Genomic DNA, 26082 nt, shown 5'->3' with positions numbered 1-26082 from the left:
TCAGGTCGATTGCCAGGCGAACAGAAGCCGTCTTCGGATCCTGTCCCACAAGGCCACCAGCCCGTCGGGTTCGAGGATCAGAAACAGGATGATGAGGACGCCGAGCACGACGCGCTGGCTCATGTCGAGGACGCCCGAGTCGAAGACATCGCCAAGCAGGAAGCCGCCGAGGCGCGACAGTGCGAGCGGAAAGACCACGATCAGGGCGGCGCCGAAGAACGCGCCGCGGATCGATGCGAGGCCGCCGATGATGATGATGAACATTATCTGGAACGAGCGGTCGAGATCGAAGCCATCCGGCTCTACGGTCCTGAGATAAGCGAACGCCCAGATGACACCGGCGACGCCGATGACGAAGGACGAGACGGCAAAGGCCAGAAGCTTGGTCTTCAAGACCGGGATGCCGATGATGCGAGCGGCGGTCTCGTTGTCGCGGATGGCGATGAAGTTTCGTCCGGTCTGCGACGACACCAGCCGATAGGCGAAGAAGGTCAGGACGACGACGATGGTCAGTGCAAAGAAGTAACGGCCGACGGGGCCGTCGAGTGTGAAGCCTGAAATCGACAGCCTCGGCGCGTCGATGACGCCGGATGCAGAGTTGTTGGAAAACCAGCTGAACTTGGTCAGCGCCCATTGCACGAAGAACTGCGCGGCAAGCGTCGAAACCGCGAGGTAAAAACCTTTCAGCCGCAGGCTCGGCAGGCCGAAGACGATGCCGATCGCGGCGGCCACGATGCCGGCGAGAAAAATGCTGCCGATCAGTGGCAGGCCTTCGACGCGCAGGTTGAGATTGTAGGTGGCAAAGACGCCTGTCGCCATGAAAGCGGCGCTGCCCAGCGAAACCTGGCCGGCGTAGCCGGTCAAGATATTGAGGCCGACACCGGCGAGGCTGAGCGCCAGGAACGGCAGCAGGATGGCCTCGAACAGGTAGCTCGAGCCGATCAGCGGCACGACGCCATAGGCCAATGCGAGCAGGAGTGCGGGCACCGCCCAGTTCGGCAGCACCGTAGCGGCGGGAAAGTCGCTTGTAGTCGCGGCCATGGCTCAGACCCTTTCGACGAGCTTCTGGCCGAACAGGCCGGAAGGACGGATCAAGAGGAAGACAAGCGCAACGACATAGGCGAACCAGCTCTCGATGCCGCCGCCGAAATAGTCGCCGATAAAGACCTCGGCGAGCTTCTCGCTGGCGCCGATCAATAGCCCGCCGACAATGGCGCCAAGAATGGAATCGAAGCCGCCAAGCACCAGCACCGGCAGCGCCTTGAGCACCACCAGCGACAGCGAGAACTGCACCCCGAGGCGGGCGCCCCAGAGCAGCCCGGCGACCAGCGCGACCAAGCCGGCCGCCGCCCAAACGATGGCCCAGATCAGCGGCAGACGCAGGCCAACCGCGAGTGCGGCGAACTGGTCGTCGGCGACGGCGCGGAAGGCGAGGCCGATGCGGGTGTAGCGGAAGAATAGCGACAGCAGGAGAACCATGCCGGCCGCGACCACCGCCGCGAAGATATCGAACTGGCTGATCAGCACCCCGCCGACTTCCAGCGGCACATCCTCGATGCCGAGGTCAAGGCCATGGACCTGCGTGCCCCAGATCAGTTGGGCGGCGCCCTCGATGATGTAGGACAGGCCAAGTGTCGCCATGAACAGGGTGATCGGCGGCTTGTTGGTCAGCGGCCTCAGCACCGTGCGCTCGATGGCGATGCCGATCGCCACCATGGTGGCGAACGTTGCCACCAACGCCAGTGCAAACGGAACACCGCGTTCAACAAGGCTGACGAAGGTGAGGGCGGCGAACAGCAGCATCGCGCCTTGGGCGAAGTTGAGCACGCCCGAAGTCTTGTAGATCAGCACGAAGCCGATCGCGACCAGCGAATACATGACGCCGGAAAGCAGCCCGCCGACGAGCACCTCGATGAAGAACTGATAGTCGAAATCGGCGATCATATGCCCGCCCTTCCTTCATTGCGAGAGAGGGCCTCACCGTCCGAGGCGACGCCCAGATAGGCATCGATGACGCGCAGGTCGTTGCGGACCTCGTCGGGTGTGCCGTCGGCTATCTTGCGGCCATAATCGAGAACGGCGATACGGTCGGACAGGCCCATGACGACGCCGACATCATGTTCGATCAGGACGACCGTGGTGGCAAAGCGGTCACGCGCGGCGCGCACGAAGGCAGCCATTTCGCTCTTCTCACCTGATGTCATGCCGGCCATCGGTTCGTCGAGCAGCAGCAGGCGCGGCTCCGCGACCAGCGCCCGGGCGAGTTCGACCCGCTTCTGCAGCCCGTAGGGAAGCGTGCCGGCAAGACGATCGCGCACGGCGGTGAGGTCGAGAAATTCGAGGATCTGATCGGCGCGACTGCGTGTCTCACGTCGCTCGCCGCGCGATCGTCCGATGCCGAGCACCTGGCCGGCGAAGTTGGAACGGACCTTGTAGGCAAGGCCGGAGGCGACATTGTCTAGGACGCTCAGTCCCTTGAACAAAGCAAGGTTCTGGAAGGTCCGGGCGACGCCGAGATGGGCCAGCCGCTGCGTCGGCACCTGCGCATAGTCGACTCCGGCGAGTTGGACCTGGCCGCGATCGGGCCGGTAGAGACCGCTGATGACATTGATCAGCGAGCTCTTGCCGGCGCCGTTCGGGCCGATGATGGCGCGGATTTCCCCTGATCGAACAGACAGCTCGATGTCGGCCAGCGCGACGACACCGCCGAACGACAGGCCGATGGCCTCGAGTGAAAGCATCGGGGATGTGGCAGCCGCGGTGCCTGCTACCGGCACGGTACGGCCTTCGGACGGCTGCTCCGCCGAAGGCAGGCCCCGCGCAAAAACTTCCGGCGCATAAACCGAGGCTTCCATCGCGCCTAAGGCATAGCTGGGCAACGGCATTCCAGTCGTCCTCGATTTCGCCCGCAGGCGCACGAATTCTCGATGCCGCCCGAAAAGATCGAGCGCGCTTGAAAACTTTCATTCGGGTGCTGGCCGGATTACCCGGCCAGCCTTGGGGAGATGACTATTCCGCCGCCAGCGAAGCCGCCTGCTCGGCATCCTCCAGCTGGCGAACGAGCGGGATGACATGCCTGCCGAAATACTCGACCTCTTCCTGGAAATGCAGGAAGCCGAGCAGGATGAGATCGGCGCCGGCGCGCTTCAAATCGACGATGCGCTCGGCAACCTGTCTCGGCGTGCCGATCAAGTTGGAGCGAAAACCGTCATTGTACTGGACGAGGTCGTCGAAGGAGGACTTCGCCCAATTGCCCTCGCCTTCCGGCGAGGCCTTGCCGGCGTTCTTGACCTCGTGCCCGAAGGCGTTGACCGCTTCCGGATTGGCCTTGGCGATGATCTCGGCAAGCACCGCCTTGGCCTCGTCCTCGGTCTCGCGGACAATGGCGAAGGCGTTGACGCCGACCTTGACGGAATGATTGCTGGCCTTTGCCTTGGTCTTGAGATCATCGACCTGTTTGGCGATTTCGGCCGGCGTGTTGCCGTTGGTGAAATACCAGTCGGAGACGCGTGATGCCATGTCGCGTGCCGCGCGCGACGAGCCGCCCTGGAAGATCTCGGGCAGCGGCCGCGGCGGCTTCGGTTTCAGCGAGTACTCGTTGAAGCGGTAGAAGTCGCCTCGGAAGGTGAAGCTGTCTTCAGTCCATATGCCGCGCAGCGCACGGATGAATTCCTCGGAGCGACGGTAGCGCTCATCATGGTCGAGCCAATGCTCACCGATGGCGTGGAACTCTCCACGGAACCAGCCGGAGACGAGATTGATGGCGACACGGCCGTTGGTCAGATAACTGATGGTGGCAATCTGCTTAGCCGCCAGCGCGGGATTCCAAGGGCCCGGGAGGATCGCGGCGATCACCTTCAGCGTCGTGGTGGCGGCCAGCAGGTCATGGCTGAACGCCACTGATTCATGCTGCTCGTCAGCGCCGTAGCCGGCGGTGAAACGGATCTGGCTCAGCGCGTAGTCGAAACCGGCCTTTTCGGCGATCTGTGCCAGCTTGCGGTTGTACTCGGCTGAATGGCTGGTGCGCTGCTCGATGTCGGAGATCACCAGGCCGCCCGAAACATTGGGCACCCAGTAGGCGAATTTGACCGCGTCGGTTCCTGCGTGTGCCATGAATTGTCTCCCAGTCAGGCTATTGATCGGTCCAGCCGCAGCCAGATGTCCCCATAATTTATTATGTTTATCGAATTTATATACAAAGGACGATTTTCCCTTTTTGGCGCTCTTGCGGGACGGAAATACCAATTTTGCGCCAGCCATGCCGGCTTGCGGTTGTCAGCCCGCGCCCGCAACGCTCCCGACGTTGGGGCCAACCGGTCCACCTGAAGAGAGTGTGTCGAGCAGCCCCGCGATCTCGCCGGCGACCCTTTGGGCGTGGCGAGCAACCTCCGGCAGGCCCATGAGTTCGCCGAAGGTGCCTCGCGCCAGCGGACCGGCGACGAAAAGCCCGGCAACCGCCTTGTCGTCACCACCGACGGCGCGGCTATCGAGGCTGGTCTCGATGCCGAGCCTGTATGAGTCCGCCCTGATCAGACTGGCCTCAGTCAGGGAACGCAGCGCCGGATTTAACTGGAGCGCCTGCCCATGGGCCGGCCCTGTCGTGTTGATGACGGCATCGAAGCTTGCCGTCTCGATGCGCGTCTGTCCGCGCCGTTGAAAGCTGACCGCGAGGCTGTCGCCCTCGTCGTTCGACGCGACAAGCCGGGCGGCAATGGTGTCGAATGTGCCGGCGGTCCGGCGGCGGTCGAGCACGGAAGCCACCTGCGGTGCGATCCTGAAGCGATGCACGTCCCAAAACACGCGCAGCTGGCGGACCAGCCTTGTCCGCTCTGGCGGAGCGAGGGCGGACCACAGCACCGGCCCTTGCATGCGCAATTGGTCGAAGACCGACTGCCAGTTGACGTTGGCGGCTTGCGCCGCGGCCAGCGTGGCGCGAATGTTCTTCAGCAGGCCAAGTGCGGATGTGGCCGGCACCGACGCAAAGTCGCCGAAGGGCTCATGTCTGATATCCGGGTGGCCGCGCGAACGCAGTCCGCGGCGCGACAGCGCCAGGATGCGGCCGCGATGCCCCCGGCGGTCAAGCTCGGCCACCATGTCGGCCGAGGTCAGTCCGGAGCCGACGATCAGGACCGACGCCTCCGGCCCGATCCCGGCGAGTGCCGACGGCGCGTAGGGATCGGCGATGAAGCCAGGTGCTTCGGCCAACAAGGCAAGTGCTGCCGGGATGGCCGGCAGAGGATGAGTCGCGGCGAGCACGACGATGTCGGCCGCGACAGGTCCGGCGGAGGTCTGTACCGTCCAGCCCGCGCCGTCGGCTCGAATTACCCGCGTGGCCTGAGCCTCGACATGACTGATAGCGCCCGAGCCGAGCCAAGGTGCGAGCTGCTCGGCGACATAGCGACCGAACACGCGCCGGCGCGGAAACACGTCGCCGTTCTTCCACAGCGCATCGGGGTCCCGCTCGATTTCGCCACTGCCGGCCAGCCAGCGCGCAAAATGCTGCTGGTCTTCGGGAACCATGCTCATCCGGACGGCCGGGACGTTGACGCGGTGCGACGGCTCTTCGCTGGAATAGGCAAGACCGCCGCCGAGCGCGGAACGCGGTTCGATCACCGAGATCGACAGGCGCTCCGGCCCATGCGCCCGCGCAAGGTGCCAAGCGACCGCCGCGCCGGAAAAACCACCGCCGATTATGGCGACGCGTGATCGGCGGACCGGAGCCAGCGCGTTCACGAGGCGCTGGCGAGCGACTTCGGCCGATGGTCACCGGCAATGGTCTCGCCGAACGGCCCGGTGTTGACCGACGACCCGGCCGACTTGACCGGATGATCGGTCGGCAGTTTCGGCAGCACCAGTTCGCCGAAACGATAGGCTTCCTCCAGATGCGGGTAGCCGGACAGGATGAAGGTGTCGATGCCGAGGCGACGGTATTCATCGATGCGCTCGGCGATCGTATCCGGGTCGCCGACCAGTGCCGTTCCCGCACCGCCGCGCACAAGGCCGACGCCGGCCCATAGATTGGGCGCGATCTCGAGCTTGTCACGGTTGCCGCCATGCAGCGCGCTCATGCGCGCTTGGCCAACCGAATCCATGCGGCCGAAGACTTTCTGCGCCGCAGCGATCGTCGCGTCGTCGAGCCGACTGATCAGGCTGTCGGCGGCGGCCCAAGCCCATTCGGTGGTTTCGCGGGCGATGACATGCAGACGAATGCCGAACGAGAGTTTGCGGCCGGCCTTGTCGGCCAGTTCGCGCACGGCATCGAGCTTGCGTTCGACGTCGGCCGGGGGTTCGCCCCAGGTCAGATATTTGTCGATTTCCTGCGCCGCGACTGCCGATCCGGCATCCGATGAGCCACCGAAATAGAGCGGCGGATAGGGCGCCTGCACCGGCGGGAACAGCAACCTTCCGTCCTCGATGCGGAAATGCTTGCCCTCGTGCTCGACCGTCTCACCGCTCAGCACCCGCTTGTAGATTCGGAGGAATTCCTGCGTCACCTCATAGCGCTCGGCATGCGAGAGAAAGATGCCATCGCCCTTGTTCTCCAGCGGATCGCCGCCGGTGACGACATTGATCAGCAAGCGGCCGTTGGAGATGCGGTCGAGCGTGGCGGTCATGCGCGCGGCAAGCGTCGGCGACTGCAAGCCGGGCCGCACGGCGACGAGGAAACGCAGCCGCTCTGTCAGTGGCGCCAGCGCCGAGGCAATCACCCAGGAATCCTCGCAGGCCCGGCCGGTCGGCAATAGCACGCCGTAATAGCCAAGCGTGTCGGCGGCTTTCGCCACCTGCGTCAGATAGGGCAGATCGACGGCCCTGCCTCCCTCGGTCGTTCCGAGATAACGGCTGTCGCCATGCGTCGGCAGGAACCAGAGAACCTTGATGCGGTCGGGAACATCTTGGGTCATGCCCTGCCTCCTGCGGTTGGGCAATGGCGGCCCGGGTCCGGCACGGTTGAGAGTAGACGCGGAAATGCTGGCATGGCGTGGTCCTGTGCAGGGAAAAGGATCGCCCATGCAGATTGCTCATTCTATAAATTCTGTAGAGTTAGTTTGTTCTAAATCCGTCCACGGTATTGGAAATTCTTCCTCATGCCCCTGCGAGAGGATAGGCCGGTCCCGGCTTGTCTAGTCAGAACGCCGGCTCGACCGCGTTGACGTTGTCCTTGGCGACGACGGTCGGCGGGGGTCGACGACGGCGGCGTCGCCTTGGAAGGATTGGCCTCCTTCAGGCGTCGAGTGACTTGACCGACGCTTCCTTGTCGACAGGGACGCCCCCCATTGGGTGCATTCCAATTTACATTCTAATATAATCCCATCATTTCCGGCGAACGAACGCTACGGATTTGCCATGGACCTTGACCCGTCGACCCTCAATCGGGCTTTGCCGCTGCGCGATCAGATCTATCAGAAGATCCGCAACCTGATCGTCGTCGGACAGATGAAGCCGGGGGAGGTGATCAATGAGGTGGCCATCGCCGAAGCGCTCGGCGTTTCGCGAACCCCGGTGCGGGAAGCGGTCAAGCGCATCAGCGACGAAGGCCTAGTCAATATCCTGGCGCAGACCGGCACCTATGTCGCGCCGATCAGCCGCGCCGACCTCGAGGAGGCCTACGTCATCCGACGGGCGCTCGAGATGGAGAGCGCCAGGCGCGCGGCCGTCAAGCTCACGCCGGCATCCGCCGAATTGCTGGAGGATAATATGACGGCGCACAAGCTCGCCATCGCGCGCGGCCGATATGCCACCGCGATTCAACTCGACGATGTCTTTCATCGCACCATCGCCGAAATCTGCGGCCTACCGATGATCTGGCGAGCGGTCGACATCTCCAAGGCGCAGATGGACCGCGGCCGCTATCTGGCCATTCCAAAGCCCGGCTATGGCGAACAGACGATCGAGCAGCACGAAGCCATTCTCGAGGCCCTGAGGCGACACGATGCCGAGGGCGCCGCACAAGCAATGGAACACCACCTCGAGACGTCGTTCCGCAACACGCTCGAAGTCGCCGCGGACCTTCTCGGCTGAAGCCTTCTTCGGCGTCTGGCAGCGCTGCTGCTCCGGGGACGCCTAACCGTCGATGCTCTTGGCTTTCCACACAGGCGCAGTCGTTTGCCAAGCCCGCGTATGGAGCGTAAGGTCTGCCATCGGCCGCCGTTTATCCGGGTGCAGCCGACAGTAAGAGGGTACTTGCTCTTGCCCGTCAGGGAGAAGAGCCATGCCGCAATCCACGCTTCGCAACCATGTCTTGAAAACCCTCACTCCTGAGGATTTTGGGCTTTTATGGCCATCGATGCATCACGTCGAACTGGCCCTCAACGCCCGGCTGGAGGTCGCGTATCAGCCGATCGAGCAAGTCTATTTTCCCGAGACGGGCATCGCCTCGGTTGTCGCCGCCATGACCGGAGGGCGGCAAAGCGAAGTCGGCATCATCGGCCGCGACGGCATGACGGGGCTAGCGGTCGTTCTCGGCCAAGACCGATCTCCCAATGAAACCTATATCCAGGTCGCCAGCAACGGCTGGTGCCTGCCGGTTGAACATCTTCGCATTGCGATTGCCGAGAGCCAAACCCTTCGCCCGTCGCTGCTTCGCTACGTCCACGCATTCCTGGTCCAGTCGTCGCGAACGGCGCTGGTCAATGGCCATTCGAAAATCGAGGAACGGCTCGCCCGCTGGTTGCTGATGGTTAACGATCGCGCTGAAGGAGATATCATCTATCTGACGCATGAATTTCTGGCGACCATGCTTGGCTCCAGGCGCCCGGGCGTTACCACCGCCCTCCAAATGCTCGAATATCGGGGGCTGGTTCATGCCAAGCGCGGCGAGATCACGATCGTCGACCGCATCGGAATGATAAAACTCACGGATGGTGCATATGGCGAAGAGGAGCAACATCAGTCAGCATAGAGGCTGGCTGATCGTCTGGAATCGGACATAGGGTTGAGACCACCAAAGTCCTGCCGTAAACCATGTTGGTCAGGGTTCAGGGAGGAATTCTCGATGACCAACTCTTTTCACTCCATCACGGTTGAAAGAGCTACCGAGGCCTATGTTCTTTCAAGAGGCAAGGCTCGGTTCCTCTCCATTGCGCAGGCAATACGCGCCATCCGAACACTCATGCCCGCATGCAGGGCTACCGACCGCGAGTTGGAGGAGTTGCTGGCGACCCTATCCCTCGTTCACGGCGTACCCGTGGCCTTCGACACAAACTCAGCCGATGGCGTAGCGCCGCAGCTCCATTCGTAGGGCGGAGATGCCTGCGCTCGCGCAGACGCCTACCCTGTCGGACGTTCGCCAAGCGATTGTCCGCTGCCTGATCGACACCGTCGACAGGCCGTGCATTTCGATATCCGAGGTGAGCCACGCAGTGAGGAGAATGTACCCGCTTTGCGAACTCACGGATTGGGAACTTGGCGATCTCATTGCGCGAAGCGCGATCGACGCGGGATTTGCCGTCGAGTTCGGCGCTGACGTTCCGTGATCGTGCAAATCAGGCGTCGCCAATGGTCGAACAGGTCCGAGATGCCAGCGAGAGGCCGGAGATGTCACGCTAGATTTGAAAGCGAAGCGTTTCCTTGAAAGCCCTGGAGGCGACTGCTGGAGCCAATCGGGATCGAACCGACGACCTCTTGAATGCCATTCATAGGGCCTGACTTTCGTTCTGTTCGAGCGCACGCTGACATTCGCGCTAGTCGCCTTTCAGTTTCCTGATGCCCAGACAGTCATTTTGGCTTGGCTCGCGGCGAAGTTTGCCGCGAATTGGCAACGAGATGAGCCAACAGGTGCACCAGAAGCGCAGGGGGAATACCGAAGTCGCGCGATGGTCGCTGTGATGTCTGGAATCGTCTCGGTGGCGTTTGGCTACATGGGCGGCTGGATAGTCTAAGGTCCGGCGGACCTGAAAGGACCGTCCGGCCGGCGCCATTCGGACAATCTCCCAGCTGTTTAACGCCTACCCCTCTTCGCCTTCGGCGTGACTTGTCGGTCATCTCTGCCCTTGGCGAGAGTTGAAACCCCCGCCCGTTCTCAGAATTTGTAGTTAATCCTGGCGACGACAGTGTTCTCGGTCTCGCGAGCGCTAAGCACGAAGGCCGGGCCTGCTAAGCTGCTGGCGCCATCTTTCGAGCCAAAATCGTAATAGTTCCATTCGACGCCAGCGGTCCAATGGTCACCGAAAGCGTATTCAACGCCGAGGCCAGCAGTCCAACCTACCCGAGACCCACCCCCAAAGGATTGAAGCAAAAGCTGCGTTTCCGCAAACTTGTACTTGCTGAATGCAACGCCGCCATCGCCATAGATAAGCACCCGATCGATTGCGTACCCAAGGCGTCCGCGCACCGAACCCAGATAGTCCTGTTTGGTTTGGCATACCGACCCTGGCGTGGCCGGACATTGACTATCGCCCTTTACGGAAGAGCCTGCGAAATCGCCCTCGATGCCTATGACGAATTGGTTGATCTGGTAGTTGTAACCGATCTGTCCGCCGTACACGGCTCCGGACCCGTTTGTATTGAAGGGAGCGAAGCTCCCCGGAGGGATTGCCGGCGACCACCGGCTGTCATTCCAGGCGCCTCCGACTTGTGCGCCGATATAGAAGCCGGTCCATGAGTACGGCATCGCTGCGACGGGCTCAACGAGGTCGGCCGCCAGGACTGGAGAAGAGGCTGCCAGAAACGCAACGGAACAGATGAGCGCGATCTTCATGCCTTCGTCTCCAAATCATCAACTTTTAGCTTTGCGCAATTTCTTACGAAGAGTCTGCGCTACTTTTGCAACAGGGCGGAATATTCAGCGTTTGAACGCCGGCTCCCAGTCGCGGTTGCGCTCTCGCTGGGAGGCCCTCGTAGTCAGGAATGCATGTGAGAAACACCGGCCTGCGGTCACGGCCTGCGGTCTTGCATGCCGAGCATCCGAACAGCCCGACCAGATCCTGATGCATTGAACCATGGCCCGGCCCAAGCTTGTCGATCAGCGCCTAAATGTCGACTTGGGCTGACTTGCAACACACAGGATGCCCGCAGATGACATAGACCGTTCCACGGGTAGCAAGCACGTGGGCTAGGGCCTTTGCTCACCCTCTGAAGCGCTCAGTGTACCAGGTGATCTTGCCATCTACCTTCATCGGCTTGTGGATCATCAGCTTCTTGGGAAGGTGTTCGGGATGCACCTCGAGAAGCGTGATCTTGATCGATGGCTTGCACGCTGATCGCGCGGCGAAACTCTGCGGTCACTGAAGCGACTGATCGCGGCGGACTATATGACCCAGGAAGAGAACGCCAGGACGGAAACGCAGGACGCCTAGGATGTTTGCCATCGATTTTTGTAGGTTGGCAATTTCTACGAATATGGACTGTGCCCCGAAATTGCTCACTGGGGTGCCCTGGGGGTGCCCGGAGCAGCGGAAGACCACTGGCCCAATATGGACCCGAGACTAGCTTCGTTGATTTCTTTGAAGAAAACTGGTGGAGCCAATCGGGATCGAACCGACGACCTCTTGAATGCCATTCAAGCGCTCTCCCAACTGAGCTATGGCCCCACTCCCGGCAGTCAGCCGGCGCCGTTTCCGGCGAGAGATCGGCGCGGGTTGGAAGACCGCGCCGTTAGTGCAGGCGGCTTCTAACCCCGCCATTCCCAGATATCAAGCCTTCATCGGCGGCTTTTTCTTCACAGGGCGTGAAAGCCGGCAAACGCTTAGGTTAGACGCCTTTGTCAGACCTCGTCGTCGTCGTCGCCGACGCCGATCATGTCGGAAACGTCGTCTTCTTCTTCCTCTTCGTCGGCAAGGAAGGTGTCATCCTCGTCGTCGCCGAGATCGACGTCATCCTCGTCGTCGCCGAGATCGGGAAGATCGTCGCTCTTGGTGTCGTCTTCCGCCTCTTCGAGCGAGACGACCTCGACGCCCTCTTCCTCCTCGGCGTCCACTTCCTTCTCAGCCACTTCCTCTTCCTCCTCGACGGCGGCGATCTTGCCTTCCTCGAAATAGGAGCGCGGATAGGTCTTGCCCGTATAGGGCGAGACGATCGGGTCTTTGTTCAGGTCGTAGAATTTCCGGCCCGTTTCCGGGTCGATGCGTTTTGTGCCAAGTTCGGTTTTTGCCACGGCAAGCCTCGTCGATAAAAGAGTGGTCCCCTTAACCACAGTTTGCAGCGCTGTCAAAGCGAAAAGCCGGCGTCGCAAAACCAAGCACCGAAAGGCCTCGCGCCAAGTGACGAGCATGGGGATGACCATTTCGCCCCGCCGTGATACGAGACCGCCGCAACAAATGAAAAGCGCCGGCATGCCGGCAATCCGTCCAGGGAAATTCCATGTCTCACGCCGCCGCTGCCAAGCCGGCCACCGCCCGCAAGTCACCAGCCCTTTCCGGCACGGCCCGTGTGCCGGGCGACAAGTCGATCTCGCACCGCTCCTTCATGTTCGGCGGGCTCGCCTCGGGCGAAACCCGCATCACCGGCCTGCTCGAGGGGGAGGACGTGATGCGCACGGGCGCGGCCATGAAGGCGATGGGTGCGCATATCGAGAAACGCGACGCCGAGTGGGTGATCCGCGGCACCGGCAACGGCGCGCTGCTGCAGCCAGAAGGTCCTCTCGATTTCGGCAACGCCGGCACCGGCTCCCGGCTGACCATGGGCCTTGTCGGCACCTACGACATGGAGACGACGTTCATCGGCGACGCTTCCTTGTCCGGCCGCCCGATGGGCCGCGTGCTCGAACCGCTGCGCCAGATGGGCGTGCAGGTGCTCAAAGCCACGCCCGGCGACCGCATGCCGATCACCCTGCATGGTCCGAAGCACGCGGCCCCGATCACTTACCGCGTGCCGATGGCCTCGGCGCAGGTGAAGTCGGCGGTGCTGCTGGCAGGGTTGAACACGCCAGGCATCACCACCGTCATCGAGCCTGTCATGACGCGCGACCATACGGAAAAGATGCTCAAGGGCTTTGGCGCCAACCTGTCGGTCGAGACCGACGAGCGCGGCGTGCGCCACATCTTCATCGAAGGCCAGGGCAAGCTGACCGGTCAGACCATCGCCGTGCCTGGCGATCCGTCCTCGGCCGGTTTTCCGCTCGTGGCGGCGCTGATCGTGCCGGGCTCGGACATCACGATCGAAAACGTGCTGATGAACCCGACCCGCACGGGGCTGCTGCTGACGCTGCAGGAAATGGGCGGCCAGATCGACATTCTGAACCCGCGCAATGCCGGTGGCGAGGACGTCGCGGACCTGCGCGTTCGCTACTCCGAGCTGAAAGGCGTCGCCGTGCCGGCCGAGCGGGCGCCCTCGATGATCGACGAATATCCGGTGCTGGCCGTTGCCGCCAGCTTCGCCGAGGGCGAAACGCTGATGCAGGGGCTGGAGGAACTGCGGGTGAAGGAATCCGACCGGCTGTCGGCCGTCGCCAACGGGCTGAAACTCAACGGCGTCGACTGCACCGAGGGCGAAGCTTCGCTCGCCGTGCGCGGCAAGCCTGGTGGCAGGGGATTGGGCGGCCACCCCAATGGCCGGGATACGACGGTGCAGACCCATCTCGACCACCGCATCGCCATGAGCTTTCTGGTGATGGGCCTGGCGACCGAGAAGCCGGTCACCATCGACGATCAAGCGATGATCGCGACGAGCTTTCCGGAGTTCATGGGACTGATGACGGGGCTGGGCGCGGAGATCGAGTGATAGTGGCATTCGCGAACCTTGAGGATTGCAGCCAAACTGCGATGTCGGCGGGACAGCGCCCCCCTCAGTCCTGCTGGACATCTCCCCCACGAGGGGGGCGCGAAGGATCTCGGCGCTCGTCCCATTCATTGAGGCTTTCGATCCCGACGGCCCGCCAATGACCCACCCCTTTACCATCGCCATCGACGGACCGGCCGGCGCAGGCAAAGGCACGCTCGCCCGCCGTCTCGCCGACCACTACCGCCTCAACCTTCTCGACACCGGCCTCACCTATCGCGCCGTCGCCCATGCCTTGCTGCGGCTGGGCCTGCCGCTCGACAATGTCTCGGCGGCGGAAACCGCCGCCCGCCAGGTCGACCTGGCAAAGCTCGACCGCGCGGTGCTGTCGGCGCATGCGGTTGGCGAGGCCGCATCGAAGGTCGCGGTTTTTCCGACCGTGCGGCGCATCCTGGTCGAAAAGCAGCGCGACTTCGCCAGGACGCCGCCGGGCGCGGTGCTCGATGGCCGCGACATCGGCACCGTCGTCTGCCCTGACGCCGACATAAAGCTCTATGTAACGGCGAGCGCGGAAGTGCGCGCACAGCGCCGGCTGGCTGAGATCGAAAGCATCGGCGGCACCGCCGATTTCGCCGAAATCCTTGCCGATATCGTGCGCCGCGACGAGCGCGACATGGGTCGGGCTGACTCGCCGCTGAAGCCGGCGACCGACGCGCACTTGCTTGATACCAGCGAAATGGCTATAGAAGCCGCGTTTCTCGCGGCCATGTCCGTCATCGACGACGTGCTGGCCAAGAGAAACAAGGCCTGATCCGGGTTTCATGCTGCTTTCGGTTGCCGGAGGCGAAGAAAATACCCATATCGGGTACGAACCAGCCTGCCAGCATTCTTCATGCGCCGGAATTGCCGCTTAAAAGCGGCCTAGGGCTTTTGCAGCCCGGAACGCCGGCAGGCCAACGCAACGCTAACCCACGGCGCCCGCCCCGCGAAAAATGCGGGGTACTCCAGGAGAAACAATGTCTGCTGCAAATCCCACTCGCGATGATTTCGCGAGCCTGCTCGAAGAATCATTTACCACCGGTCATTCCGGCGAAGGCCAAGTCGTCAAGGGCACGATTCTGGCGATCGAAAAAGACATGGCCATCATCGATGTCGGCCTCAAGGTCGAAGGCCGTGTGCCGCTGAAGGAATTCGGCGTCAAGGGCAAGGACTCGACTCTCAAGGTCGGCGACACGGTCGAAGTCATGGTCGAGCGCATCGAAAATGCGCTGGGCGAGGCCGTGCTGTCGCGCGACAAGGCACGCCGCGAGGAGAGCTGGGTCAAGCTCGAAGAGAAGTTCACCAAGGGTGAGCGCGTCGAAGGCGTCATCTTCAACCAGGTCAAGGGCGGCTTCACCGTCGACCTCGACGGCGCCGTGGCCTTCCTGCCGCGCAGCCAGGTCGATATTCGCCCCATCCGCGACGTCTCCCCGCTGATGCACAACCCGCAGCCCTTCGAGATCCTCAAGATGGATCGCCGCCGCGGCAACATCGTCGTGTCGCGCCGTACCGTGCTGGAGGAGAGCCGCGCCGAACAGCGTTCTGAAATCGTGCAGAACCTCGAGGAAGGCCAGGTTGTCGAAGGCGTCGTCAAGAACATCACCGATTACGGTGCGTTCGTCGACCTCGGCGGCATCGACGGCCTGCTGCATGTCACCGATATGGCATGGCGCCGCGTCAACCATCCGACCGAAATCCTCAACATCGGTCAGACGGTCAAGGTGCAGATCATCCGCATCAACCAGGAAACCCACCGCATCTCGCTCGGCATGAAGCAGCTCGAGAGCGATCCATGGTCCGAGATCGGCACCAAGTTCCCGATCGGCAAGAAGATCAAGGGCACCGTCACCAACATCACCGACTACGGCGCGTTCGTCGAGCTGGAGCCGGGCATCGAAGGCCTCATCCACGTTTCGGAAATGTCGTGGACCAAGAAGAACGTGCATCCCGGCAAGATCCTGTCGACCACGCAGGAAGTCGACGTGGTGGTGCTCGAAGTCGATCCGGCCAAGCGCCGCATCTCGCTCGGCCTCAAGCAGACGCTCGAGAATCCGTGGCAGGCTTTCGCCTCGAGCCATCCGGTCGGCAGCCAGGTCGAGGGCGAGGTCAAGAACAAGACCGAGTTCGGCCTGTTCATCGGCCTCGAAGGCGACGTGGACGGCATGGTGCACCTCTCCGACCTCGACTGGACCCGTCCGGGCGAGCAGGTCATCGAAGAGTACAATCGCGGCGACATGGTCAAGGCGCAGGTGCTCGACGTCGACATCGACAAGGAGCGCATCTCGCTCGGCATCAAGCAGCTGGCCAAGGACACGGTCGGCGAAGCCGCGACGTCAGGCGAACTGCGCAAGAACGCCGTCGTTACCTGCGAAGTCATCGGCGTCAAGGATGGCGGTCTGGAAGTGCGGCTGGTCGACAGCGGCATCGAGACCTTCATCAAGCGCTCCGACCTCAGCCGAGATCGCGACGAGCAGCGCCCCGAGCGCTTCACCGTCGGCCAGAAGGTCGACGCCCGCGTCATCGCCTTCGACAAGAAGACCCGCAAGCTGCAGGTCTCGATCAAGGCGCTGGAAATCGCCGAAGAGAAGGAAGCCGTCGCACAGTACGGCTCGACCGACTCCGGCGCTTCGTTGGGCGACATCCTGGGTGCCGCGCTGAAGAAGCAGGGCAACTAAGGATTAACCGCTTTCCGCACGATTTTCGTGCGGCCTTGAACAAAGGCCCCGCCGGAGCGATCCGGCGGGGTCTTTCTTTACGGCAAGATAAACTTCCTCGCTTATTTGGCAGTCGTCCCGGGGAAGCCTTCGATGAGCAAAGACGACGACAGGGCCGCAGCGCAATCTTCGTGGCTGCCGCGTCTCTATACGAGCGCACCGGCCCTTTTCTGCTTCTGCGGCATGGTGACGGTGATGATCGTCCTCTGGTCCCTGGGCTTCCGGCTCAATACCGATGCGGACGACCTTCTCAAAATACACGAGATCCGCACCTTGCTCGAGACCGGGAATATATTCGACCGGACAATGCCCGGCATTGCCCAGCCCGAACCCTACATCTCGCACTGGCCATGGATCGTGGATCTGCCCTATGCCGCCTTTGCGTGGTTGCTCGCGCCGTTTGCCGGCTTCGAGCCGGCGCTGATGGCGGCAAGCTTTGTCGTGCCGCTGCTCCTGTTTGTACCCGCGCTCTACTTCTACAACCGGCTGATTGTCGCGATGGGCTTTGCCTATCCGGCCATTGCATTGCCGTTGGCCTTGATCTTCGCCGCGCGCACCTTCTTCGAATACGCGCCGGGGCGGATCGACTATCACAATCTGCAGATATTGCTTCTGCTTGCCGCCCTGGTCCTGTTGCTGTCGCGGAACCGCCTTTCGCCCCTCGTCAACGGCTTGCTGACCGCCCTGGCAATCGCGATCAGCGCCGAGTTCGCACCGTTCTTTGCGCTCGTGATGGCCGTCTACGCCTTCGACTGGATCGCCGGCCGCGACGAGAGTGCAACAGGGATCACCAGCTTTGGATTGGCCCTGGCGATCGGCGCGATCGGCCTGTTCGCCGCCACCGTCGCGCCCTCGGCCTATGCCGCGATCAAATGCGATACCTATTCCGCGCCGCATGGACTGGGGCTGACCGCCGCCGGGCTCTCGTTCGCCGTCGTACCTCGGCTTGTTGGCACGCGTGGCGGCTGGGCAATGCGGACAGCGCTTCTGCTGGCGTTCGCCGCCATCAGCGTGGTGGCGCTGGTAAAACTGTTTCCGCAATGCCTGGGCGGCCCTTACGCGTCGATGGACGCCTATGTCCGCGACAACATGCTGAACAGAATTCTTCAGGAGATGAGCCTGTTCCGGCGTTCCGATTTCGTGCTGTCGTCCGGCTTTCCCAGCATGTTGCTGCTGTTCGTCGGCGCGCTTGCGCCGGTCGTCATCTGCACCGGGTCGCATGGCCGCAGCCGGCCCCTGGTCATACTGGCCCTGTTTTCGCTGCTCGGATTGGTGCTGGCGATCGACTATCTCCGCTACTTCCGCTATCTCCCGATTTTCTCCGGCATCGGTCTGATCTTCGTGCTGGAGAGCCTCCTGCCGCACGGTTCGGGGCTGCGGCGCTATTTGAAATCTCCCGTGCCGGCGCCATCGCGCAAATACGCGCTGATCCTGCCCGGCCTGGTTTTGTCCGCGGCCATCGCGTTGTACCACCTGGCGGTCGGACCCTCCCAGGCGGCTATACCCGCCGCCGAATTCGCGGACAGTTGCGACCTCGATCATTTCGGAGTGCAACGGGGTTGGCCGCCGGGCGCCATCGTCTTTTCGCCACCGCTCATCGGATCGCATTTCGTCGCGCTGGCCGAGGGCCCCAAGGTGGTGACGATCCCCAACCACCCTTCGGCCATGGGCATCGAACGGAGCTACCGCTTTCTCGACCCCATGACCGCCGACCCGCGTGCGATTCTCGACGCGTCGAAGGCGACACATGTCGCGATCTGCGCCTGGCGAGGCGCGCCCTCGCCAAGTCTTGAAGCCGCCTACCCGTTCGCGGCGGCCCTGATGGAAGGCAAGCCGCCGGCTTGGTTGAGGGAGTGTCCCACGGACGCTTCATCGCCGCTGCGTATCTACAGCTACCGCAATGCCGATGGATCCGACGCCGGCTGCCCGGCGTCGACGCTCTCCGCTCAGGCCCTGCCGTAGAGCGGCACCAGCGTTCCGCTCATTGCCTGATTGGCCGGCGAGGCAAGATAGGCGATTGCCTCGGCCGCGGCTTCGAGGCTGACCCATCTGGTGAAATCGGCATCCGGCATGTCGGCGCGGTTCGCCGGCGTGTCGAGCGTCGATGGGGCCACCGCGTTGACCAGGATGCCCTGGGCCTTCAATTCTTCCGCCATCGCGACCGTCATGGCCGCGACCGCCGCCTTGCTGGCCGTATAGGCGACCATGCCGGCGCCGCGGCGCGGGTCGAGCCCGGCGCGTGCCGTGACATTGACGATGCGGCCGGCAGTATCCGACGCCAGCATCGAGCGGATGGCGGCGCGGCTGCACAGGAAGGCGGTGCGGGCGTTGGTGTCCATCATCTCGGCAAAGGACGCCGATTCGATCTTCTCCACCGGCGCCATGGCAAAGCCGCCGGCCAGATGGATCGATCCCCACAAGGCAGGAACCTGGCTGTAGAATGCCTCGACCTTGGCGGGGTCCGAGAGATCGACATTGTGCGCCAATTTGACATTGTCGTGCGTGGTGAAGGGGAAGTGCTGAGGTGCCGCGGCATGCGCGTTCGGCACGTGGCAGATCGCGCCCTGCTCCAGCAGTCTGCCGACCACCGCCCCACCGAGCGCGCCGGTTCCGCCGGTCACAACGATGTGCCTGCCTTCAAGTGTTTCCGTCATCCTTGACCGCTCCTGTCATTTTTATGACTTTTGTCGTGGTTTGCCGCGCCGACGCGAAGCGTCGCCCCTTTCCGTCGATCACTCAACCGATATCTCGACATGGCAGCCGTCACGTCTTTGCATGCGTCAGGACGTCGCCGAATAACGAAGCCGCCCGGAAGCGGCTCAACTCTTGCAAAAACCAAGCCGGCGAATGATCCGCTTCCTGTCGGCAAGGACGGCCCAGATGTTTTAGACGACCGTGACTTCGATGACGCGCGGCAGCCCCGTTGCCGAGGCGTGCTTGAGCGCCCGTGGCAAGGCGTCGATGTCGGCCAGCCTTTCGGCGCCAATGCCATAGGCTTCGGCCAGCTTGCAGAAATCCGGCGGCGCCGGGGACACGCCGACAGGTTCCACGCCGACATCGAGCATCGAGGTCTCGATCTCGCGATAGCCTCTGTTGTTCCAGACCACGAAGATGACGGGCGCTCCAGAATCGAGCGCCACCGCTATCTCCGGCAAGGTGAACTGGAAGCCCCCGTCGCCGGTGAGGCAGACAACCGGGGCATCGGGCACGGCAAGTGCCGCGCCGATCGCCGCCGGCGGACCGTAGCCAAGCGCGCCGAAGCCGGTCGCGGCATTGAACCAGCCGCCGGGCCGGTCGTGGTCGTAATAGAGGTTGGCGGCGTAAATCGGCTGGGTCGAGTCGCCAACGATGATGGCGCCGGGCAAAGCGTCGCGGATCATTTCCACGGCACGCACCTGCGCCGCATAGGCCGGGCTCAACTCGGCAAAAGCGGCCTTTCTCGCCGCCGCGGCGCGGCCATGGCCATCTTCGCCAGCACCGTGGGCGGGATCGATCGCCGCAAGCAGCGCCTCGATCGCCTCGGCGCAATCGGCCTCGATGGCGACCGTCAACGGACGCCGCGCAAGCTGGTCGGCGCCGATGTCGATACGGATCAGGTTCGAAGGCAGTATGAAGCCGCCGTCGCCATAGCCGTCATAGTCGGTCGGGCCGAATTCGGTACCGGCGGCGATCACTAGATCGGCCCCGGCCATCAGCGCGCGAACCGCCTTGAGGCTCGGGCTTGCCGGCACGCAAAGCGGATGGCCATGCATGAGACCGCGTGCGTTGGTGGTCTCGACGACCGGCGCGCCCAGCCTTTCGGCAAGGTGCCGCAGCGCCGCATCAGCTTTCTTGGCGCCACCGCCTGCAAGGATGAGCGGGCGGCGCGAGGCGGCGATGAGTTCGGCAGCCCTGGCAATGGCGGCGCTGTCTGGCGCCGGCGGCGCGGCATTGCTCAACGCGGCCGACAATCCGTCCGCCGGCTTGACCATGATGTCGGTCGGGATCTCGATATGCACAGGGCCGGGCCTAGATGAGGAAAACAGGGCGAAAGCCCGCGCCAGCGCATCGGGCAATTCGCTGGCCCCGGTCACGCGTAACGACAACAGTGCTACCTTCTCCATCATGCCGCGCTGATCGGGCAGTTCATGCAGGAAGCCGAGCCCCTTGCCGAGCGTGTCGGTGGCGTTGACGCCGGAGATCACCAGCATCGGCACCGAATCGGCGCGTGCCTGGCCCATGGCGGTGATGGTGTTGGTCAGCCCCGGCCCGGTGATGACGAAGGCGACTCCCGGCCTGCCGCCGGCGCGCGCATAGCCGTCGGCCATGAACCCGGCGCCCTGTTCGTGGCGCGGCGTGATGTGGCGTATCTTCGAGCGCGCAAGGCCGCGATAGAGTTCGACCGTGTGGACGCCGGGAATGCCGAACACGGTGTCGACGCCATGCGCCTCGAGCAGCGAAATGAGCGCTTCGCCCACAGTGGTCATTGGTTTTCTCCCCTATCTCTGTGTTCTACGCAATTCCTAAGGGGAAAGCGCTTCTCACTTTTCCAGGAATTGCTCCAGCGGCGCGAGGCCGAGCTCGGACTCGACAGCCTTGATGCCGATCGCCGCCAATTCGCCGGGCGAGAACATCTCGCCGGCCAGGCAGCCTTCGATCCAGAGCCCGTCGATGATCGCATTGATCGCGATGGCATGGTGGCGCAACTGGGTTGCGTCCGGCTCGTGCTGTTCGGCGGCGAGCACGTCGGCCACAACTGCTTCCACTTCGTTGCGAAAGCCAAGGTAGCCTTCGCGGTGGGCACGGGCCAGGGCAGGATCCGCACTGGCGCGGCCGATGAAGGTTGCCCACAGCGAAAACACCCGCGCGTCGATGATCGGCGCATTGAGATTGGCGGTGATGAAAGCCGCGAGGCGCTGGCGCGGCGAGGCATCATCCATGACCAATGCCGCCTTCGCCTGCTCGGTCATGCGGTCGACCAGCGCCGTATAGGCTTCCTGCAGCAATTCTTCCTTACCCGGGAAATAATGCCGGATCAGCCCGGCGGTGACGCCGGCACGCAATGCGATGGTGCGCAGGCTGGCGCCTTGCAGGCCATATTCCGCCACGCTGTCCAGAGTCGCTTCGATCAGATCCTGCCGCCGCCGCTCCTCGCCCTCGCGACGGAACTTACGGCGCTCATTCATTGGCGCAGGATCGGTCGCGTCAGGCATGTCGGCCCGCCTTCGCAGGCGATGCAGAGCGCGTCCGCCTCGAAGATTTCAACCGTGCAGCCGGCGGCTTCCATGGCGGCCTTGGTCCTGGGAAAGCCCGCGACGGCAATGACCTTGAGCGGGCTGGTCGGCAGTACGTTAAGGCTGAGGCCGTTGGAAGCCGCGAACTCCTCGGCGTCGCCTTCGACCAGCCGGATGCCGCGCGCCTTCAGCGTCTGATAGAAAGGAGCCGGCAAAAGCGGTGAATAGACCAGCGCCAGGTCGTCGGCCAGCGGGCTGATCACCGACATCAGATGCAGGCACGCCTCTTCGCCCTGCCACAGCGGCAGATCAAAGCCGTAGACGGAAATCCCCAGCGGCGACAGCAGGTTGGAAACCTGCTGGATGCCTTCCTGGTTGGAACGGACACCGCGCCCGATCGCCAGCGTGCGGGCATCCACCCATACACAGTCGCCGCCTTCTACCTGGCCAGGAGCCTCGACGCGGCCAAGGATCGGAATGCCCAATCTTCTGTAGGTTTCTTCATGAAGCGAAGGCTCCCTGGCGCGCAGCGGCTTGCCCATGGACAGGATCAGCGCACCGCGGTCGGTCATCAGCGAAGGGTCGTGCGTGAAAACCGAATCCGAGAGTCCGTCGGCCTTGTCCTCGATCCATTCGATCTCGGCGCCGGATGCCGCCACCAGTTCAGCAAGGACTGCGTGCTGCGAGGCCGCTTTCGCCGCGTTGAATCCCGGACCATAGTGCCAGGCAGCCCGGTCGGCGTCGCGCATGGCGTTGGCGGCCGACCGCATCAGCACGCGCCGTAGCGGCGCCGCCATGGACTGGGATCCGAAAGCGCTCATCGATGCCCTTTCTTAAGCTGAAAAAAACCGAGAAAATTTCATGAGAGGTTATTTATACACTTGCACAACAAGGCCGCAAGTGCCGTAATGAGCGGGATTGACGGGCTCGCTCAGTTGGGTCCATGCTTGAGGTCTGGAGCGGGGCAGTACAGCGTATGTTAATTAGCCGGATAGACGTTCGACGAACCGCCGGCGGCGATATGGAGGTCATTTGGTGAGCGCTGTGGCAGCTGCCAAAGTCCCATCCGGCGAGGCGCAGGACGGCGCCGCAGAAGCCATCCATGTCGAGAACCTGCACAAGAAATTCGGTCAACTGCATGTGCTGAAGGGCGTATCGCTGTCGGCCCGCGACGGCGAGGTCATCGCCATCATCGGCGGCTCGGGCTCAGGCAAATCGACGCTGCTGCGCTGCATCAACTGCCTGGAAAACCCGACCAGCGGCATCATCCGGGTCAATGGCGAGGAGATCAAGCTCAAGGCGGACAGCCATGGCCATACCATTCCGGCCGACCGCAGGCAGATCGAACGCATCCGCTCCAAGCTCGGCATGGTGTTCCAGAACTTCAACCTGTGGAGCCATATGACGCTGATCGAAAACGTCATCGAGGTTCCCGTTCATGTGCTGGGCGTCAAGCGCGACCAGGCTATCGCCCAGGCCGAAAAACTGCTGGTGCGCGTCGGGCTGGCCGAGAAGCGCGACGTCTATCCGGCCTATCTCTCCGGCGGCCAGCAGCAGCGCGCCGCGATTGCTCGCGCCTTGGCCATCAATCCGCGCGTCATGCTGTTCGACGAACCGACCTCGGCGCTCGATCCCGAACTGGTCGGCGAAGTGCTGAAGGTGATCGGCGATCTGGCCCGTGAAGGCCGCACCATGGTGCTCGTCACCCACGAAATGAAATTCGCCCGCGAGGTCGCGACCCATGTCGTCTACCTCTACAACGGGTTGGTCGAGGAGGAAGGCCCGCCGGAGCAGATCTTCGGCGCGCCCAAGTCCGAAAGGCTAAAGCAGTTCATCCGCAACATCGGCTAGGGACAGGCCGGGACGGAAGAAAACCGGGAACCAACAACAAACTGGGAGTTCTGAAATGAAGACTGTTCTGAAGACATTCGCCGCGGCGCTGCTGCTCGGCGTCGCAGCCATGGGCGTGGCCAAGGCCGATCCGGTCAAGATCGGCGTCGCCGCCGAACCCTACGCGCCTTTCACCTCGCCCGATGCTTCGGGCAAATGGGTCGGCTGGGAGATCGACTTCATCGACGCCGTGTGCGCCGAAGAGAAGCTCGACTGCGTCATCACCCCTGTAGCCTGGGACGGCATCATCCCGGCACTGACCACCAAGAAGATCGACCTCATCGTCTCGTCGATGTCGATCACCGCCGAACGCAAGAAGACCATCGACTTCTCCGACAAGTACTACAACACCCCGACCGCGATCATCGGCCCCAAGGACCAGAAGTTCGGCGCCACGCCCGACGATCTCAAGGGCAAGGTCGTCGGCGTCCAGGTGTCGACGGTGCATGCCGTCTACGCCAAGAAGCATTTCGGCCCCACCGCATCCGAGATCAAGGAATACCAGACGCAGGACGAAGCCAACAACGACCTCGCCGCGGGCCGCCTCGACGCGGTGCAGGCCGATTCCATCGCGCTCAAGGAGTTCCTCAAGACCGACCAGGGTAAGGCCTGCTGCGACCTCAAGGGCATGGTGGCCCCTGACGACGAAGTGCTCGGACCGGGCGTCGGCGCCGGGGTGCGCAAGGAAGACACCGATCTGAAAGAGAAGATCAACGCCGGCATCAAGGCGATCCGCGCCAACGGCAAATATGACGAGATCTCGAAGAAATACTTCGATTTCGACATTTACGGCGGCGCCACGCAGTCGAACTGACGACCCTCGCATCGGCTGGAGGACGGGACGCTGACGCCCTCGTCCTCCAGCCGGCCTGTCCACGCATGCTTGCCGCCGGCTGCTGGTGCCGGCGGACAGAGCCAGCAATCCGGGGGCGAAGCTGATCGAATCCTTTCTTCCGGCCTCCGCGGCCGGCATCGTCGAACTGCTCTCGCCGGCTCCCGTCGGCTGGGGCGGGACGCTCTTGCTCGGGCTCCTGCATTCACTCGAGATCGCCGTCGGCGCGACCATCGTCGGCCTGCTGATTGGAACCTGCGGTGCCTATGGCAAGCTTTACGGCGGACCCGTGGTGCGCGACCTGTTCGCGGTCTACACCACCGTGGTGCGCGCCGTGCCGGAACTGGTGCTGATCCTGCTGCTCTACTATGCCGGCACCGACCTGATAAACCAGGTGCTGACCGCGATGGGTTACCAGCGTGTCGACATCAGCGGGCTGGTGGCCGGCATCGCCGTGCTCGGCTTCGTCCAGGGCGCCTATTCGACGGAAGTCATCCGCGGCGCGATCCTCGCCATCCCGCAGGGCCAGATCGAAGCCGCCCGCGCCTTCGGCATGTCTCCCGGCCTTCTGTTGCGGCGCATCACGCTGCCGTCGATGCTGCCTTTCGCCATTCCGGGCCTCGCCAATCTGTGGTTGATCGCCACCAAGGACACCGCGCTGCTTGCCGTCGTCGGCTTCTTCGAATTGACGCTGGCGACACGACAGGCGGCGGGCGTCACCAAGGCCTATCTGGTCTTCTTCCTCGCCGCCGGCGTGCTCTATCTCTGCGTGACACTGATTTCGAACCTCCTGCTTGGCCGCGCCGAGAAATGGGCGCGGCGCGGCATGCCTTCCCTCAAGGAGGCACGCTGATGACCAGCGAAACCGTCATCATCGACACGGCGGCGCGCGCTTCGCTCTGGCTGCAGCCGCATCGCATCGTGCTGATCCTGATCGCGCTTGGGCTGGTGGCGCCGGCCGCCTTCTTCATGCGCTGGGACTGGCTGCCGCAATATTGGGAAATGGGCCTGATGGGGATCTGGCGTGCCCTGTGGATCCTGGCCGTCACCTGTACGCTCGGCTTCATGATCGCGGTGCCCGTCGGGCTGGCGCAGGCGGCCGGCTCGATCTGGGTCGCGGCGCCCGCGAAAGTCTTCTGCACCATCATCCGCGGCACGCCGCTGCTTCTGCAGCTATGGCTGCTCTATTACGGGCTGGGCTCGCTGTTCCCGCAATATCCATGGATCCGCGAATCCTGGATGTGGCCTTATCTCAGGCAGGCCTGGCCATATGGCGTGCTGGCGCTTACCTTGTCCTTCGCCGGCTACGAGGGCGAAGTGATGCGCGGCGCCTTTGCCGGCGTGCCCAAGGGGCAGTTGGAAGCCGCCCGCGCCTTCGGCATGAGCCGCTGGAAGATCTTCCGCCGCATCTGGCTGCCGCAAGCCTTCTACCGGGCGCTGCCGACACTGACCGGCGAGACCGTGCTGCAGCTGAAATCGACGCCGCTGGTGGCGACCATCAGCGTGATAGACATCTTCGCCGTCTCGTCCAAGGTGCGGCAGGACACCTATCTCACCTACGAGCCCTTGCTGCTCCTGGCGTTGATCTATATGGCGATCACCGGCATTCTGGTCTTCGCCTTCAGCCGGATCGAGGCACGAATCCCGGTCAAGATCGGTTAGGTTCTAGTGAGTGGTGGGTAGGGATTGGTGAGTAGGAAGTGGCTGCCGCGCACTCCACAACTCACCACTCACTAACCCC

General features: G+C 63.1%; 22 protein-coding genes and 1 tRNA gene. 10 read left to right on the top strand and 13 right to left on the bottom strand.

The window, feature by feature from the left end:
* The 6 genes from AC3CB8_RS06595 to ssuD all read right to left on the bottom strand — a co-directional run bounded on the left by AC3CB8_RS06595 (window position 1) and on the right by ssuD (window position 6902).
* Complete coding sequence (locus AC3CB8_RS06595) at window positions 1-1041, bottom strand: branched-chain amino acid ABC transporter permease (protein ID WP_023772448.1); 1041 nt, start codon at window positions 1039-1041, stop codon at window positions 1-3.
* Between the two features lie 3 nt (window positions 1042-1044).
* Entirely contained in the window at window positions 1045-1944 is a 900-nt protein-coding gene (locus tag AC3CB8_RS06590; RefSeq protein ID WP_031247951.1) for a branched-chain amino acid ABC transporter permease, read from the bottom strand.
* On the bottom strand, window positions 1941-2885 hold the full coding sequence (locus AC3CB8_RS06585; RefSeq protein ID WP_023781688.1) for an ABC transporter ATP-binding protein: 945 nt from the start codon (window positions 2883-2885) through the stop codon (window positions 1941-1943). Before AC3CB8_RS06585 ends, AC3CB8_RS06590 begins: the two co-directional genes overlap by 4 nt.
* Window positions 2886-3009: 124 nt before the next feature.
* On the bottom strand, window positions 3010-4113 hold the full coding sequence (gene sfnG / locus AC3CB8_RS06580) for a dimethylsulfone monooxygenase SfnG (RefSeq protein ID WP_023781689.1): 1104 nt from the start codon (window positions 4111-4113) through the stop codon (window positions 3010-3012).
* Between the two features lie 162 nt (window positions 4114-4275).
* A complete protein-coding gene (locus AC3CB8_RS06575; RefSeq protein WP_352564279.1) occupies window positions 4276-5733 on the bottom strand; it encodes an FAD/NAD(P)-binding protein in 1458 nt (485 codons plus the stop codon).
* Window positions 5730-6902: an FMNH2-dependent alkanesulfonate monooxygenase gene (gene ssuD, locus AC3CB8_RS06570; RefSeq protein WP_352564281.1), complete on the bottom strand. Its 1173-nt coding sequence runs from the start codon at window positions 6900-6902 to the stop codon at window positions 5730-5732. Before ssuD ends, AC3CB8_RS06575 begins: the two co-directional genes overlap by 4 nt.
* 442 nt (window positions 6903-7344) lie before the next feature.
* Here ssuD and AC3CB8_RS06565 point away from each other — a divergent pair, with 442 nt between their 5' ends.
* Window positions 7345-8019 carry a GntR family transcriptional regulator gene (locus tag AC3CB8_RS06565; protein ID WP_023772440.1) on the top strand — a complete coding sequence of 225 codons (675 nt, stop codon included), beginning with the start codon at window positions 7345-7347 and terminating at the stop codon, window positions 8017-8019.
* Between the two features lie 190 nt (window positions 8020-8209).
* A complete protein-coding gene (locus tag AC3CB8_RS06560; RefSeq protein ID WP_352564283.1) occupies window positions 8210-8899 on the top strand; it encodes a Crp/Fnr family transcriptional regulator in 690 nt (229 codons plus the stop codon).
* Between the two features lie 1119 nt (window positions 8900-10018).
* Here the strand turns inward: AC3CB8_RS06560 and AC3CB8_RS06555 are convergent.
* The 3 genes from AC3CB8_RS06555 to AC3CB8_RS06545 all read right to left on the bottom strand — a co-directional run bounded on the left by AC3CB8_RS06555 (window position 10019) and on the right by AC3CB8_RS06545 (window position 12091).
* On the bottom strand, window positions 10019-10696 hold the full coding sequence (locus AC3CB8_RS06555) for an outer membrane protein (protein ID WP_352564285.1): 678 nt from the start codon (window positions 10694-10696) through the stop codon (window positions 10019-10021).
* A 756-nt stretch (window positions 10697-11452) separates the two neighbouring features.
* Window positions 11453-11528, bottom strand: a tRNA-Ala gene (locus tag AC3CB8_RS06550).
* Between the two features lie 173 nt (window positions 11529-11701).
* The gene (locus tag AC3CB8_RS06545; protein ID WP_023772436.1) at window positions 11702-12091 is read right to left on the bottom strand and encodes a TIGR02300 family protein; all 390 of its coding nucleotides are present in this window, start codon (window positions 12089-12091) and stop codon (window positions 11702-11704) included.
* A 206-nt stretch (window positions 12092-12297) separates the two neighbouring features.
* Between AC3CB8_RS06545 and aroA the strand changes: the two genes are divergently transcribed.
* From aroA to AC3CB8_RS06525, 4 genes are all read left to right on the top strand, one after another.
* Complete coding sequence (aroA, locus tag AC3CB8_RS06540; RefSeq protein ID WP_023792912.1) at window positions 12298-13656, top strand: 3-phosphoshikimate 1-carboxyvinyltransferase; 1359 nt, start codon at window positions 12298-12300, stop codon at window positions 13654-13656.
* A gap of 157 nt (window positions 13657-13813) precedes the next feature.
* Window positions 13814-14464 carry a (d)CMP kinase gene (gene cmk / locus AC3CB8_RS06535; RefSeq protein WP_352564287.1) on the top strand — a complete coding sequence of 217 codons (651 nt, stop codon included), beginning with the start codon at window positions 13814-13816 and terminating at the stop codon, window positions 14462-14464.
* Between the two features lie 205 nt (window positions 14465-14669).
* Entirely contained in the window at window positions 14670-16367 is a 1698-nt protein-coding gene (gene rpsA / locus AC3CB8_RS06530) for a 30S ribosomal protein S1 (RefSeq protein WP_015314259.1), read from the top strand.
* Between the two features lie 132 nt (window positions 16368-16499).
* Window positions 16500-18368 (top strand): hypothetical protein, encoded by a 1869-nt coding sequence (locus AC3CB8_RS06525; protein WP_352552098.1) that lies wholly within the window; start codon window positions 16500-16502, stop codon window positions 18366-18368.
* Here AC3CB8_RS06525 and AC3CB8_RS06520 read toward each other — a convergent pair.
* The 4 genes from AC3CB8_RS06520 to AC3CB8_RS06505 all read right to left on the bottom strand — a co-directional run bounded on the left by AC3CB8_RS06520 (window position 18353) and on the right by AC3CB8_RS06505 (window position 22440).
* Complete coding sequence (locus AC3CB8_RS06520) at window positions 18353-19060, bottom strand: SDR family NAD(P)-dependent oxidoreductase (protein ID WP_023772432.1); 708 nt, start codon at window positions 19058-19060, stop codon at window positions 18353-18355. The two genes, AC3CB8_RS06525 and AC3CB8_RS06520, sit on opposite strands and share 16 nt — an antisense overlap.
* Before the next feature lie 231 nt (window positions 19061-19291).
* Window positions 19292-20872: a 5-guanidino-2-oxopentanoate decarboxylase gene (locus AC3CB8_RS06515; protein ID WP_352564289.1), complete on the bottom strand. Its 1581-nt coding sequence runs from the start codon at window positions 20870-20872 to the stop codon at window positions 19292-19294.
* Window positions 20873-20926: 54 nt separating this feature from the next.
* Window positions 20927-21598, bottom strand: coding sequence for a TetR family transcriptional regulator C-terminal domain-containing protein (locus AC3CB8_RS06510; protein ID WP_352564291.1), 672 nt, complete (start codon window positions 21596-21598; stop codon window positions 20927-20929).
* Window positions 21568-22440, bottom strand: a complete 873-nt coding sequence (locus tag AC3CB8_RS06505; protein ID WP_023772686.1) for a dimethylarginine dimethylaminohydrolase family protein — start codon at window positions 22438-22440, stop codon at window positions 21568-21570. The genes AC3CB8_RS06510 and AC3CB8_RS06505 overlap by 31 nt, the downstream gene beginning before the upstream one ends.
* Window positions 22441-22654: 214 nt before the next feature.
* On the opposite strand from AC3CB8_RS06505, the gene AC3CB8_RS06500 reads away from it, so the two are divergent.
* From AC3CB8_RS06500 to AC3CB8_RS06485, 4 genes are all read left to right on the top strand, one after another.
* A complete protein-coding gene (locus AC3CB8_RS06500) occupies window positions 22655-23470 on the top strand; it encodes an ABC transporter ATP-binding protein (RefSeq protein WP_031240236.1) in 816 nt (271 codons plus the stop codon).
* 55 nt (window positions 23471-23525) lie between these two features.
* Complete coding sequence (locus AC3CB8_RS06495; protein WP_023772428.1) at window positions 23526-24323, top strand: transporter substrate-binding domain-containing protein; 798 nt, start codon at window positions 23526-23528, stop codon at window positions 24321-24323.
* Window positions 24324-24528: 205 nt separating this feature from the next.
* Window positions 24529-25194 carry an ABC transporter permease gene (locus tag AC3CB8_RS06490; RefSeq protein ID WP_032922088.1) on the top strand — a complete coding sequence of 222 codons (666 nt, stop codon included), beginning with the start codon at window positions 24529-24531 and terminating at the stop codon, window positions 25192-25194.
* Window positions 25194-26003 carry an ABC transporter permease gene (locus AC3CB8_RS06485; RefSeq protein WP_352564294.1) on the top strand — a complete coding sequence of 270 codons (810 nt, stop codon included), beginning with the start codon at window positions 25194-25196 and terminating at the stop codon, window positions 26001-26003. The genes AC3CB8_RS06490 and AC3CB8_RS06485 overlap by 1 nt, the downstream gene beginning before the upstream one ends.
* The last annotated feature ends 79 nt before the right edge of the window (window positions 26004-26082 follow it).

The organism is Mesorhizobium sp. P160927, from assembly GCF_057766385.1.
This window is presented reverse-complemented; position numbering and strand designations above follow the sequence as displayed.